The sequence below is a fragment of the Draconibacterium orientale genome (assembly GCF_900111425.1).
Taxonomy (GTDB): Bacteria; Bacteroidota; Bacteroidia; order Bacteroidales; family Prolixibacteraceae; genus Draconibacterium; species Draconibacterium orientale.
Window position 1 is genome coordinate 24,836 of record NZ_FOHT01000016.1, and the last position, 13,807, is coordinate 38,642.

General features: G+C 40.2%; 9 protein-coding genes. All 9 read right to left on the reverse strand.

All coding sequences use genetic code 11. From position 1 onward, the window contains the following. The 9 genes from BMW53_RS10165 to BMW53_RS10205 all read right to left on the reverse strand — a co-directional run bounded on the left by BMW53_RS10165 (window position 1) and on the right by BMW53_RS10205 (window position 13,807). Window positions 1-1,008, reverse strand: a complete 1,008-nt coding sequence (locus tag BMW53_RS10165; protein WP_038562069.1) for a virulence RhuM family protein — start codon at window positions 1,006-1,008, stop codon at window positions 1-3. Between the two features lie 3 nt (window positions 1,009-1,011). Beyond that, window positions 1,012-4,938, reverse strand: coding sequence for an Eco57I restriction-modification methylase domain-containing protein (locus BMW53_RS10170; RefSeq protein ID WP_038562066.1), 3,927 nt, complete (start codon window positions 4,936-4,938; stop codon window positions 1,012-1,014). Between the two features lie 7 nt (window positions 4,939-4,945). Beyond that, a complete protein-coding gene (locus tag BMW53_RS10175) occupies window positions 4,946-7,780 on the reverse strand; it encodes a helicase-related protein (protein ID WP_074780605.1) in 2,835 nt (944 codons plus the stop codon). 11 nt (window positions 7,781-7,791) lie between these two features. Beyond that, entirely contained in the window at window positions 7,792-8,076 is a 285-nt protein-coding gene (locus BMW53_RS10180; protein ID WP_038562060.1) for a helix-turn-helix domain-containing protein, read from the reverse strand. Window positions 8,077-8,314: 238 nt separating this feature from the next. Continuing rightward, window positions 8,315-9,862: a reverse transcriptase domain-containing protein gene (locus BMW53_RS10185; protein WP_074780607.1), complete on the reverse strand. Its 1,548-nt coding sequence runs from the start codon at window positions 9,860-9,862 to the stop codon at window positions 8,315-8,317. A 438-nt stretch (window positions 9,863-10,300) separates the two neighbouring features. Then, a complete protein-coding gene (locus tag BMW53_RS10190; protein ID WP_051568027.1) occupies window positions 10,301-12,133 on the reverse strand; it encodes a DUF3987 domain-containing protein in 1,833 nt (610 codons plus the stop codon). A 141-nt stretch (window positions 12,134-12,274) separates the two neighbouring features. Next, the gene (locus tag BMW53_RS20650) at window positions 12,275-13,222 is read right to left on the reverse strand and encodes a BT4734/BF3469 family protein (protein WP_081804962.1); all 948 of its coding nucleotides are present in this window, start codon (window positions 13,220-13,222) and stop codon (window positions 12,275-12,277) included. Continuing rightward, complete coding sequence (locus BMW53_RS10200; RefSeq protein WP_051568026.1) at window positions 13,215-13,508, reverse strand: helix-turn-helix domain-containing protein; 294 nt, start codon at window positions 13,506-13,508, stop codon at window positions 13,215-13,217. Before BMW53_RS10200 ends, BMW53_RS20650 begins: the two co-directional genes overlap by 8 nt. Beyond that, window positions 13,505-13,807 (reverse strand): helix-turn-helix domain-containing protein, encoded by a 303-nt coding sequence (locus BMW53_RS10205; protein ID WP_038562056.1) that lies wholly within the window; start codon window positions 13,805-13,807, stop codon window positions 13,505-13,507. Before BMW53_RS10205 ends, BMW53_RS10200 begins: the two co-directional genes overlap by 4 nt.

Sequence of the window (13,807 nt, forward strand, 5' to 3'; positions counted from 1 at the left end):
TTATTTCTTGGTTTTCTTAATATTTTCTTCCAGTTTCTTCAATTCCTCTATTTCCTCTTCATCCGCTTGTTGCGCATCATAGGCTTTCCGCCGGGTATCAAACTCCTCATAAATCTCGCGGACTTGCTTTTCCATTAGGGCGTTGCTGATGGAACCTTTGTTTTGCAGGACTAATTTGTCGTTGAGTTGGAGAATCTTATCCACGTTGTCGCGCCAAAAATCCATGGTGATGTCGATGCGGTTTTTAGCCCGTAGTTCAGCTGTTTCGAGGAAAATAACTACCAACCGGTTCAGGGTGTCGATTTCGTCGGATGTGAGGTAGTTTTTAGCGGTAAAGATGTCTCCCTTGCGCACAATGCTTCCTTTCCACGATGTTAGCGCCATATTGGGCTTTGTTGCATCGGCCCGGCTCATTACAATTTCTGCGGCCGTTTTGCCGGATACGGCAAAAAGTAGTTTATTCTGGGTTTCGGCAAAAAACATTTGGGTAGCTTTGTCTGTCGGGTCGTAATCGCTACACAATGCAAATAGGTCGCGTACTTTCTGGTAAAAGCGTTTTTCGGATGCGCGAATATCGCGTATGCGTTCCAACAATTCATCGAAATAGTCAGGACGACCATCCGGGTTTTTCAGGCGCTCATCGTCCATCACAAAACCTTTTACCATGTATTCGCTCAGGTTTTTATTTGCCCAAATACGGAACTGGGTGCCACGCCTGCTGCGTACCCGGAAACCGACTGCCAAAATCATTTCGAGCGAGTAGAAGGTTACGTTGTATTCTTTGCCATCTTCGGCAGTTGTCAAGTAATTATTTACAACTGAATTTTCCTGTAACTCTCCTTCTTTCAGTATATTAATGATGTGTTGGCTGATGTTTTGTTTCGAGGTGGCAAAAAGTTCTGCCAGTTGGTTTTGGTTCATCCACACCATTCCGTCTTTGGCGTACAGCGCTACTTTCGCTTTGCCATCGGCTGTGTTGTAAATAATGATATTGCGTTTCTCGTCCATGCCTTAGTTTGGTTTTTCAGTTTTTGTTTTCTCCATTTCCTCCTTTACCCAATCCATTTCATCATAAAGTTTTAAAATGGTGTCTTTCGTGCGGTAAGTGCCGTATTTTTCGATGTCTTTGCGCTTAACGATAGGGAAGGTTTCTAATATGTAATCAAACTCCTCACGGGTTAAACCATATAAATGCCCGTAAATGGCATCCAATTCACATTTTAACTGGAAGCGTTCTTCTTCGTCCCATGTGAAGGGTTCTCCTTGATAATTTAAGTCATTGGCAACAGGCTTTAAATCATTGCTAACATAATAAAGTCTCAATGCTTTAGATTGGATAAAATCGAAAATTTTAGCGGTAAGGTGTTCTTCGCTGATAACGGGTAGTTGTTTTATTACAAATTTTGCAATATTCTCACTTCCTAACTTATTTCGAACAATATAATCAAAAGCCAATGTGCTTAAATTACAACTTAGTATAACAAGACCATTTTTATTAGTATTTGAACAAATAGTATTGAATGAGTATAGCATTGCTACTTTTGGTAAAATTGTACAAATGAATGTTCTCGAGTTTGTAACAGCAGTATTTTTCCTTATACCTATAGACCATTGTATGTCTTCAGTATAAATTTTCTTTGCTAAATCGCTTTCGTCAATCCAATATTGTGGATTTGGATACCAGTTACTATCCTTCAATTGTGATATTGAACTTGGAGCACTTATCGCTTTTCTAATTGGATTGTCCGGATTAACCTCAACAGATGATGCACGATGATTAAAGTGGTCTATCATTTTACCCTCATATACTGGGTAATAAATTGAATTATCAAGTTTAAAATAGAAGTCATTATACTTTCTTTTTCTATACTCAAGTGCTGAGTCTTCAATCAGTAATTTGGCATCTGTAGCATTTGCTGCGTCTAAAGTTTTAAGAAATGTGATTTTAAATGGATTTTTTCCTGAATCTTCATTTATTAATACCGGACAAGCTTTATGAATTTTTTTGATAATGTTTGCATCATATTTACTTTTGAAAATAGGGCATGTTTTTGTGTTTGGATTGATGGCTGTAAAATTGTCTAAACTGAGTGAAAAATGTCTGTTTTCATCAAACAATTCATTTAGTTCTTCAATATAGAAAACGAAATCAAAATCCTTGTCATTTGAATCTCCTACAATTGTTAATAAACAGAATTTCTCACTTGCATGTACATTGCTAAAATACTGTTTATTCTTGTTTACAAAATCGTACAAAGATTTCAATTTTCGATTTTCAACAATTTCGGCAAAAAAGTTCTTGTTTGAATCACCCGTTGCAATGTCAGTTGGGATTATTATACCTAACTGACCATGCTTACGTATTGAATTATAGGCTTTTTCCGTAAAGATGCTATAAAGGTTTATATCACCCTTTCCAAGAAGGGGATAGCAACAAGATGCCGTGATGAAAAGAGTAGACTTTTCTGATATAGCCTTTTGATTAGAATATAATTGATAAAGCCTAGGATTAGTCGACTCCAGTTCATTTATCAATTTATCTCGTTTTGCTTTTGCTGCCTTAGCTATAAGATCATCTTTGCCTTTAAAAAATTCTTTTTCTTGTAATTTTATTCTTTCCCAAGGAGGATTCCCTAATATACAATCAAACCCACCATTCTCAAATACTTCAGGAAACTCCAAATGCCAGTGAAAGAAGCGGTATTTTCGAGCTAAGTCCAGCACCTCAAGTTCCAGTTCTTTGTTAATGGCATGGCCCTGTTTTATGGCCTGCAGGGTCGTATTAGTAGGGTAGGATTTATCCAGATCGTCTTTCTGAATAAAGAAGGCTGCCGTCCAGGTATCGGCCAGTTTCCATTCGCCATTTTCGCGCAGGGTTTTATAAATCTCCTGGTATTCATGCGCCATATTCTCCACTTCCTCTGCATCTTCCTGCTGCGAATGGAGAATTTGCAGGTATTGTTCAGCTTCGTATTCGGTACTGATTTCTGTTACCTTAAATTCAAAGCCCTGTTGTACTCCTGTATATGTGTCCTTTGTTTTAAAAACCTGGAGTTCTTTTCTAACCTTCTTTTTTAATTCGGTGCACACCTTTTTATCATCGAGTGTTACCGGATTAAAGGCTTCCACGGGAATACCTTTTTCAATGAGTTCGGGCGTTGCGCCAACCAGTGAGTTTCCGCATTTTAAGCGGTGGTCGAGGAAACTTAATGGAAAATTGGGCATAGAAGCTGTTATCCACAGCGAAAATTTCGCGAGTTCCAAAGCCATCGGGTTTAAGTCTACCCCGTAAATACAATTCTGGAGCACCTCGCGTTTGGCGTGGCGGAGTTCCTGTTCGGTTGGTTTTTCACCTTCTTCTTTGCCAATTAACGAAAGGTATTCACCCAATTTTTCGAGGGCTGCAATAAGAAATGCACCGGAGCCGCAAGCAATATCAGCCACTTTGAGATCGAGTAGGGCTAAGCGTTTTTCGTCATCGGTGGTTTTGTCTTTCAGTGCATTTTCAATTACCGGTACTAATGCAGAATCGATTAACTGTGCTACCAGGCGGCTGTCGGTGTAATACGAACCGGTTGTTTTGCGTTCGGTAGAACGGTCGTCCAATACAAATTCACCTCGTTTGCAGGTTCTGCTGTTTATTTCGGTGTTCTCACGTAATAAACGAGGTTCGTAATCGAGTAAGCTTTCGTACACCGAACCCAATTCATCAATGGCCAGCGTGGCGTAATTGATTTTGTTTTTAAGCTTATTCTCGGTAAAGAAACAAAGGGCATCAACCGCCTTTAACAAATGTTTGTTTTTTAACGGCGATTTGATGTGGAAAATCCGCTCGTCGGAAAACAGCTGGCCTCCAAACGCGTTGATGCTATCCTTGTTGGGAAAAGTGTAGCCTTTGGTTACCAAACGGAAGGTAACTTTTAATCCTTCCCAAAGATCTTCGTTATTATCGTGCGAATAGTCTGCCTTTTCAGCTCTTTCGCGTAGGGCATTAATGCTATAGGTACGGGCATAAATGTCATTTTTTACCGGGAGCCAACCTTTTTGCTCGGCAAAGAGCAGGAAGAGCAGGCGGTAAATGATATTTAAGGTTTCGCTGTAGAACTTCTTTACTTTGGCTTCGTCGAACTCGTCGGGATTAAGGTTTTCTGCAAAACCATTCCCCAGTGTTTCTATGGCTAAACGAACCTGTTTGCGGAGGTTGTCGCCAACCTTAACACCGGTTTCGCGCGACTGGCTATGGAATTTCTCCAGCCAGCAGGTTAGTTTTTCTTCATCTTCGGCATGTTTCTCGAACTGGCCCACAAAGCGGCTACTGTGCATCATTCTGTAAAGAATACGGAACTGTTCGGTGTTGGCGGTTTCAAAAATGCCTTCAATGTCGAACTCGATAAAACCTTTCGTTATGGAGTGGAAGAAGTCGCGCAGAATGCGCACTTTCCGTCCATTGATCAAGATAGCCCAGGAGTGCTGCGAGGTATTCAGAAACTGCTGCAGCATATCGTGCGGACTTTTATTGGCGTGCGTCCGGTTGTGTTTGTCGCGCGAGTCGAAATCGGCCGAGGAGTGAACCATGTGAATGAGGGGAGCTTCGTCATCGTCCCAGCCCCGGTAAGGAATGTTATATTCCAGCCCCGCATCGTTCTTCAGGTTGTGCGGATTGTACATTGGTACGAAACCCAGCATGCTCAGGAATTGCTTAATCCATCGGTCCCTTAACTGGGTGGTGTCGAACTCGTCTTCCAGTAGCTTTGAGCGGATCTCTTCCCAACGTTCGCGTAATAACTCAAAAGAGGTGGCGATGTCTTCATCTACTTTCTTTACATCGTCGCCAAACGATTTACTCTTTACATATTCGGCTTTGCTTTCGATTAGCAGCTGGCTGCAAAAGTCTTCCGAAATAATGTTTCCGCTTGTATTGATAAAACTTAATGCCATGCCTGAATTAATTTAAGGGTAAAACAACTGTGATGGTTAGCAGGTCGGCACCGGCTTTATCGATGTATATTTCATCATCAATCCACGAAGCTTCATCGGTAGAATCGGTTTCCTTGATGATTTTTTTGTAGAGTTCCTGTCGCTCGGAGATGAGTTTGAGTCTACGATCTTCAATCTTTTTATTCATGATTTTTGTGAAGTCGGGAAAGCTGATCGCTTCTTCCATGTATTCTTTAAAATCGGCTTCACTTAGTTCATCTGTTGTATTTCCGGGCATGATTTTACGAATGAAAGTTTCATCCAGTTCCTTCTGTGAAAAACCATCGAAGCCAAAGGTTAGCATCTCTTCAATAACCCGTTTTTCTGTTAACCCCACGGTATATCTCACCAAAACATTGTATAACAAGCAAACCGAACTCACCTCATTGGAGTAGTACCATGCATTTCGTCCATACACTCCGTTTTTGCCGAAAAATTCGGACTTGACAATCTCGATTAAACGACGAACAAAAGGATGTCCTATTTCCAATACGGTTGCATCGGGATGTGTCAGCCCGATTTCGGGGTCGAAAGTAATTTTGGAAAGCCTGTCACCGTATTGTGGAAGTTCGAGTCGCGGATCATTGATTTTTATGTCCTGAAAACCGTCTTTGCGATCCACCAGAACAGATTTAAAGAAGGTTGCGGTTGCTTTTACGAATTGTTCCACATCGGATTTTGAGCCGACAATGGCTTGTGTTTCGGAGATACGTTTATCGATTTCCGGCAGGTCGATGTTCAGACTGTCGTAAAAACTTTCCTCGTCGATTTTTTGCAAACGCTGATCTTCCTCTTCCTTTGAGATAGATTTTTTGACGGCTTCTTTTACCTTGTCCTGTCCAATGGCATCGAACAGGGTAGGTCCTTCCTGTACGTTCTTCTTACGGCGCTTTCTGTTCCGTTTGGTAGCTTCCTGTAGTACTGCTTTGATGTATTCTTCGTCGCCAAAGTAAGCAGCACTATAGCCCCGGTCTTCACGGATGTTGTTCGCTTTTGTAATCAACAAGTCGAGAATATCTTTATCGAGTGTTTTATCCAGTACAAAGGTTCTGATATGTACTTTTTCCTTTAACTGCCCGATACGGTCAACACGACCGTTACGTTGTTCCAGCCGGTTCGGATTCCACGGTAATTCGTAATGAACGATGCAGGAAGAGAGACGCTGCAGGTTCAGACCTTCTGAGATTACATCGGTGGCAATTAAGATTGCTTTTTTTGTATTTTCAAAATGAAGGAAAATCTCCTGACGCTTGGTCAAACTTAAATCACCATGCATAGTGAAAATATCGTAGTCATTTCCGGCAAGGTTGCTTTCGAGGTATTCGAGCGTGTCCTTGTATTTGGTAAATACAATAATCTTTTTGTCGATTGCGTGAAGCTCCGGAATCGTTTTATTCTTCAGTTCCTGAAGCTTTACGTCATCCGCTGGCTTAACCGCTTTTGCCGTATGTAGCAAACTTTTAAGTTCTTCTTTATCTGCTTCATTTAAAAGTTCTTTGTCCAATTTACTTGAAGCCATTTCGTCAGTCATGCGGTCTTCAAAAAACAGGTCCTGAACTGAACCACTCAGTACTTCTTCTTCCGTTTCTTCAAACTCTAACTTGTTTTCAACGGTCGCCAATCTGTTCTCAATGGATTTCACCAAAGCGTATGGGGAACTGATGGCACGTTTCTGTAAGTGGAAGGCTACCCAGGTAGCAATATTGTATTTACGCCCAGCCCCCTGAGCGTTGACCAATAACCGATCACCGTATTCCAACACTTCGTTAAAGCAGTTTGCCAGTTTTTTGCTTTCGTATACATCCACAAAGACTTCTTCGGCTTTCCTCTTTGGAAAAGGACTTGCTATGCCTTGTTTCTTATACCAATTCTCCAATTTCTTTCTGTTTCGCTGGCAAACATTGTACTTGGCTGCAGGCTTATTCAAGAAGGTATTTCCTGAAGTTGTGGTTACAATCTTATCATTCAGGATTTCTAAAATACTGGCAAATGAATCGGTATAACCGTTGTGCGGCGTCGCTGTTAAAAATAATACGTTGGGAATATGTTTTCCAAGATCGCGAACCAACTCATAGCGTTTCATTTGTTTGGAAGCGCGGAAGGTTGCATGCGGCCGGGCACAAAGGTGTACCTCATCAACCAATAGTAAATCCCATTGCTGTTCCTGTATTAAGTGTTTTACTTCCGGGGCCTTCGCGTAATCAATTGATGCTATAACCACCTGAAAATATTGCCAGGGGTTTGCTCCGGCCGGAAGCTGCTTTTCGTATTCTTTTCGGGAAAGTGATGAAATTATTTTGGATTCAATGTGGAAGAAGTATTCCATTGCCTCCTGCCACTGTTCTTTCAGGTTGGCCGGAGTTAAAATAAGAATACGTTTTACTTTACCACGTTGCATTAATTCTGAAATAATAAGGCCCGCTTCAATGGTTTTACCCAAACCAACATCATCGGCAATTAAAATACGGGCTTTGGATTTTTCCAGCGCCAATACCAATGGAACTAACTGATAGTTATAAGGGATTACAGCTGAACGTTGGAGGCTGAGGAAAGGGGCAGAGCCATGCATTAAATCGAATTGGTAGGCATGCAGCAACATACGTTGTGCCTGAAAGTCGCCAACTAGATCTTTGGAGATTTTATCCAATTCTGCAGGTTTAATCTGCTCAATATCTCGCAGAAAAACTCTTTTGTCGTTATAATCACCATTGATTGGTGTTGCGAATAATTCGGTTTCTGAAAATTCGTCAACACGCCAAAGGCGGTTGCGCATTTCTATTATCTGACCGGAGTGGAGATTCATTAGTATTCTTACTATTTTGTTGTTTTTGAACGAATTAAAAATTCAAGGGCATTCATGCCTAAATCTTCATCTTTTATAATATTATTAACCTGACCCGCCAGCCACAATGTCAATAACTCGTCTTTATTGGCATTAAGCAGTTTGGCTAATTTTAGAACTTGTTCGCGTTTGGCATTCCTTTCGCCACGTTCAATTTTGCTGTACATAGGAGTATCAATCTCCAAATCGGCAGCCAATTGGCGTTGAAGTAGTTGCCTCTCTTCCCGGAGTTCTTTAATGCGTTTGCCTAAAAACATAATAAAATGGTTCTTGACTTGTCAGTTTTTGGCTAATGTACTAAATGAAAGCTAAATATAAACAAGAAAAAGAAAGAGAGTTATTAACATCGGAGAGGGGAAGTGTAGGAAACATAGGATACTTCGACTACGCTCAGCATTTATTTCCTATGAATCCGCTGTTTTCTATTTCCTGCTTCATTAAAATGTGATAAGATATTCACTGGTTGCAGCTTAATAGATTTTATACTCCTATGTGTTAGATGTCTTTGATTAGGTTATGTATTTTGTTCCAGTGACCTGCTGTTTGTTTCTTAATTTTGTTATTCATCATAACCCGAGAGGCCTTATAAGCATAGGAAAGAAAGTTTCCCCAATCATATCTATCAGATTTAGTATATTGATTTGTATTTGGATTGTATTTCCATATTCTACGTCGTTTGGCTCCCACATATGAAAACTTCTTCAATATTCGACTTTTAAAAAGTATTCCTCTCGTATTATTTCGGATGTGTTTTACATAGAAATTTGAACGATTGATATTTCTTTTCATTTTTCGATAGTAGCCAGAAAGGCTAGCCGATTTTAAAAGAACGGTTTCTCCATCAAATTCAAATCCCAGGTAAATTAAGTTTTTATGCCAATTGATAACTTTATTAAACTCCTGCCCACAAACCAATCGATTCTTTTCCCTTTTAAAATGAAATATCTGTGTTTTTTCATCCTGAATTTGGAGATCGCTTTCATCTATGGCGATTTTCATTAATTGGATAACTCTAGTTTTGTGAGCTTTAGGAACAACTACAACCATATCGTCAGAGTAACGATTGTATAGTCCATTGACAGATTTAACAAAATCATTAATCTTTTTATCGAAATTTATCATGTAGATATTTGCAAGAACTGAGCTAATGGGAGAACCTTGTGGGATACCATAGTTACGAGTGATTGTCTTTCCATCTTTTTTTACATATCGCTTATTTTTTACCAGTTTCCCTTTTCTCTGCAAAAAATCTTCTTTGGAGCAAAAAGCTATGGCATTTTGATTTCTTAAGAACCGGATCTTTGATACCCTTTTCTTTTTGATAGGCCCATAAAATCCATCCTTCGTTCTTTTTTGAGTAATTATTTGGTTTTTAAAAGCTTCGAAAAGATCAATAAGATCAACATATGCAAAACGGGTTATGTTTTTATACAGATTGAAATGGTCTGGAGGAAGTTGATGGTCGTTCAAAACTTCTATCCAATTTTCTCTTAACTTTTTATGGTTAAGTTCATCGAAGAAGCCCTTAATGTCGAAGGTTATTGTAACAAATTCTTGTTGTGGAAAATTGCTGATAAATTCGAACACATCGTTGGCAAAATCGATGTTACATTTATTCTTCCCAAGCTGTGTTTCTTTGGTGCATGGAATTGTACGATAAGCCGTTGCTACATCGGGAATATCTAATTCGATAACCTTTTCCTCGTAATACTTCCCTAATTTGAAAGCATAATAACTGTATATTAATGAGTCGATATGTGAGGCACAATATAATTCTCGTGGTTTTGTTGAGTTATCACGGTTTTGGTGTTTGCCATTTACGATTTTCGTAATTAATTCACCAGTATCTTCATTGTATTCTTTTCTAAATCGTCTGACTTTTGATGTTTTATGAATGAAAGGGAGAAAAGAATGGCTGGCGATTTTTTCAGGATCAGTAATATACCGTTGAATCCATTTATAACGGTCGGAGTAATTTAAAGGGTATCCAATATGGGGGTATCCTTTTAGTTTGAACCAATCCTTTTTTTTTGTTGCGGCCATAGGTAAAAAAGAGCGGTGAAGGACAGCTACGAGGCAGTGCTAAAGAAATGTACATGCTCTTTTCGACGGATTCTTATTCGGAAGAATCGCGACGCCTCAATTCAAGCTGGGTTAATATTTGTCGTATATTTATGTATTAATCTCAACAACATGAAATCAACTCAAATAATGACTTTAGAGAAACTCCTATACATTGTACAGGTGGTGTTTTCACTAGTTCCAATGTCCATAGGTAATATTTCAACCTACTGGATTTGGATTTGTAAAATACCTCTACCGTAGCCGCTTTTAAAGCTACGCAAGAACGAATCTACCCTAAAACGTACATTTCAGCCCTTCACCGCAATATTGTTTAATAAAATTAGCATGTTGAGCATTAATCGATGAAGATAATTTTATACGATGTTAATTCAAAATATTATTTGTCTCATTTTACCTTTATTTCTTCTTATAGTGATTATGCTCATGATCCAACAGGTCATTTCCTTTGAATTGACCGATGTATTTTTCTGCGGTCTTTTCTTTAATGTTGAGGTCTTTTGCTACAGACAAATAATCCTGCCGGTTGAAATTATCGGGCAGGGCGTTGTAGAATTTCAATTTAACGCCTTTCAAATTGTTGTTAGGCAGATTCTGGAAAACAGCGATTGCATGTTTTTCCAGTGTGAAGGCTATTTGGATGGCTGTTTGAAAATCAGTCTCATTGCAAATAAGCGGATTGGAATAGTCGCCGTCTTCAAGTATGCGAAGGGTGCGAAGCACCATTGCGATACGAAAAGTTATCAATCCCAACCGTCGGCTATTCGCGTTGAAATCGTTTCCCAGAAGCATTCTATTTCGTTTATACAGCGCGTTGAATTCTTCTGTGAAAACTTCGCCTTGTTCGGCTGTAAATCGAAATTCAAAAGGGGAGGGTTGGTCCGCCAGGGTTTGATAGAGATCGTACATTTGTTCTCCCTTTGCTTCAAAAAAATCGGTGTAGTTAACCTTTTGATGGGAAATAAAGGGATTTTTAAAGTCGCTGTAATCCTCGAACGCATAGTAGAGAAAGCGGCTGAATAAGCCGTTTTCGACATCGGGCATCATGTTATGCACTTGCTTTGGTGTACCGGAAAGTACGATTGCCAGGTGCGGATCTTCCACCTCAATGTGTTCATTGTCTTTACGGCGAAACATATTGGTGCTTTCGTGATGGAATGCTTTACGCAGTACATCGCTAAAGTTTCCCCAATCCTGTTTTAATGTTCCGGCTAAAGTGTCTGCTTCGGTCTCGAAGATTATGCCTTTGAAATTGTTGTCGGACAGTGCCTGGATAAAAGCTGATGCACTACTGTTGGCCGGGATATAAAACATCTTCCGTTTTGGTTCTCTTGGCCGCTCCACTCCCTGTCGCTGGTTTTTGTTTAGGTTGTTGTAGTTCTCCATTTCCTGTTCATAGTCTTCTTTCTCCCGAATAGATTGCTCGACCATGGTTTTATGGATTCTTAATCCAAAGAATTTAGCCCATTTTAGTTTCCCTTTCCCGGAGCCAGCAGGAGCCGTTATGAATGAATAAAGATGTGCTGAATGTGGCTCGTCGAAATAAATGCCTTCAATGTTGGGCAGACTTCCGCTGATTACGGCAATTGCACCAATAAGGAATACGTCCTTTTCGATAGCATCGGCGAACATTTCGCAGCTATCCCGAAGAATTTCGGGTAGCTGAGAATAAACTTCGGATGGTATTCTTGGTGTGTTGAAGATTGGCTCTTCATTTACCCCTAAATCCTCCCGAATCAATTTCGGGACATGCTCTGAAGGGGACTTGGAAACGCCGTCAGGTTTTATAGACGCTGACGGATTTGTTCTTTGCTGAGTGGTCACCAAACTAATTCCGGCTTGTTGGGCCAGGTGGAAAAAGCTTTTAATGGTTACTCCGTGGCCGGAGGATTTTAGGCATTTGTCGTATTGTTTGTTGCAATCACTTTGCGAATAGCCCGGATAGTAACGGCTGACACGGTGAAAATATTCGCGGCCAGCTTTGCCAAATTTATCGGCAAAGGCGAAACCAATATCCCGCCAGTCGGGATAACTGGCGGTAATATCGGTATGAGCAGATTCGAGGCGTTGAATAATGGTTTCAACGTCGGTTACCCCTAAATCCTTCCGAATTAAGTTCTGGACAGGCTCTGAAAGGGACTTGGAAACGCTGCCGGGTCTTTTAGACCCTGGCAGGTTTTGTTCCGGTTCGGATTGTTGCATCCAATGTTGTATATCGAATTTCTTTTTCATCGTTACAATATTATTGGTGTGAACATTGAATACTTGAACATTTCGATAACATAGTAGAGTAGAAATGGAATTACTACCCACCACAGCGGATGGAGTACTGACGGTGCTTTTTGAAGCATTGTTTTTAATAGTGCGAGAAATTTATTTTGTTTCATCTTTTTTAATTTTAGGGTTTAAATATTTCGGATTTATGTATGCCTCCGGATCATGAGGCAGAAAGCAAGCACGGGAAACATCTTTACCCGATTTGTCCACTTCCAGTTGGTAAGCTTCCCTGATATAGTTAGCAATAGCCTGAAAGAAGTTTTGGTGTGTAGCTTCGGTTATATCAATAGGTATAATCCACTTTAAACCATCGCCGGAAGGGGAGACAAAGAGTAGTTCCGTTTCGAAGTATTCATCTTCCAGTAGTTGCTCTTTCAACTGCTGTAGATTGGAAATATGATCAAAATCGATTGTCAGCAAACCTGAATGATTAACCAAGGCTTTGTCGCTCCTTTTGGAAAATGTCCCGGAGAATGTGACATAGTCAAATTTTGATGCCTTGAATTTTCGTGCTTCACCTTTGCCCGGAATAGCTCTTAGCTGATCTGTTATAGAACTATATTCGGTAGATTTAATCAGGTAGTAAACGTCAATTAATCTTAGGTTTTTCTTGGGGTTAATATTCTTTACCGGAGCATTGAAATAGCTGAATATGGGAATTTGCACCTCCGATTTTACTTCAGTTGTTTTTGCCTGGTCCGGCAAACTACGATTGCTGTAAAAGTGCTTTTCGTCGATGCGAAGATTTAATTCCTTATTCAGTTTCTCCCGGAGTTCGCCGCCTGAAAGCTTGTAATGCAGTTCGGCAAAGTCGAAAGGAGTACCCGAAAAATCGGGTAGCTCTGTATCATTATAATTAAATACCCACTCCTGGTTGATTAGCTTTAAGGTGTGCTTATCATCGTTAAAAGGATTCTTAGCCGGTTTACATTCTTTGCCGGAAAGCTGAATCACTGTTTCTCCGGGGTAATATTCCCGCAGTATGTGCGCATAAATATTTAGCCCGTAATGTGTCAAGTCTAAAATGTCCTTTTCCTTAATCATGGCTTTCATTTTTAAGGTTTTGGGAATAGTTGCTTTCCAGGAGCTTTTCGAGGTCAGCAACCTTGTAATAGAACTTGCCATTAATCCGTGAGTAGGGAAGAGTTCCGGCATCCCGCAGGGACTGTAACGTTCGTTTACTTATACTGAGAGCCAGCATAACTTCCTGCCCGTCGATCCAGGCTTGTTTGAACTTCTCCGTTCTGGTTTGTTTTAGTACCAGCAAATGCGCTTTGATTTCTTTAATAGCGCTGGAAAGTTCCAGTAGCAATTGCGTTATCTCCATCATAGCTTTACCCTCCCTTTTTTGATGAGGTAGTCAGCGGCCTGCTGGTCAATCTCTTCCAATGAACTTTGTCTGTTCGACAACAGCCAGTTGTCTAACTCCTTGCGATTGAAGTACAATTTTTTGCCGTTAGGCTTGTACGATGGAACAACGCCGGTACTGGTCATTTTGTAGAGGTGTGAGTGCGATACCTCTAAATAAATGGCAGCTTCGTTAAATGTTAGAACTTCTTTTTTGAGCATATTCTGCTCCATCAGCATCTTCTCAATGCTGTTAAGTTTTGTCAAAATAATCTCGTCCAT

Bases quoted from the DNA above. Each gene is read 5' to 3' on its own strand.
- BMW53_RS10165 (WP_038562069.1), bottom strand. From the start codon at position 1,008: ATGGACGAGAAACGCAATATCATTATTTACAACACAGCCGATGGCAAA.
- BMW53_RS10170 (WP_038562066.1), bottom strand. From the start codon at position 4,938: ATGGCATTAAGTTTTATCAATACAAGCGGAAACATTATTTCGGAAGAC.
- BMW53_RS10175 (WP_074780605.1), bottom strand. From the start codon at position 7,780: ATGAATCTCCACTCCGGTCAGATAATAGAAATGCGCAACCGCCTTTGG.
- BMW53_RS10180 (WP_038562060.1), bottom strand. From the start codon at position 8,076: ATGTTTTTAGGCAAACGCATTAAAGAACTCCGGGAAGAGAGGCAACTA.
- BMW53_RS10185 (WP_074780607.1), bottom strand. From the start codon at position 9,862: ATGGCCGCAACAAAAAAAAAGGATTGGTTCAAACTAAAAGGATACCCC.
- BMW53_RS10190 (WP_051568027.1), bottom strand. From the start codon at position 12,133: ATGAAAAAGAAATTCGATATACAACATTGGATGCAACAATCCGAACCG.
- BMW53_RS20650 (WP_081804962.1), bottom strand. From the start codon at position 13,222: ATGATTAAGGAAAAGGACATTTTAGACTTGACACATTACGGGCTAAAT.
- BMW53_RS10200 (WP_051568026.1), bottom strand. From the start codon at position 13,508: ATGATGGAGATAACGCAATTGCTACTGGAACTTTCCAGCGCTATTAAA.
- BMW53_RS10205 (WP_038562056.1), bottom strand. From the start codon at position 13,807: ATGGACGAGATTATTTTGACAAAACTTAACAGCATTGAGAAGATGCTG.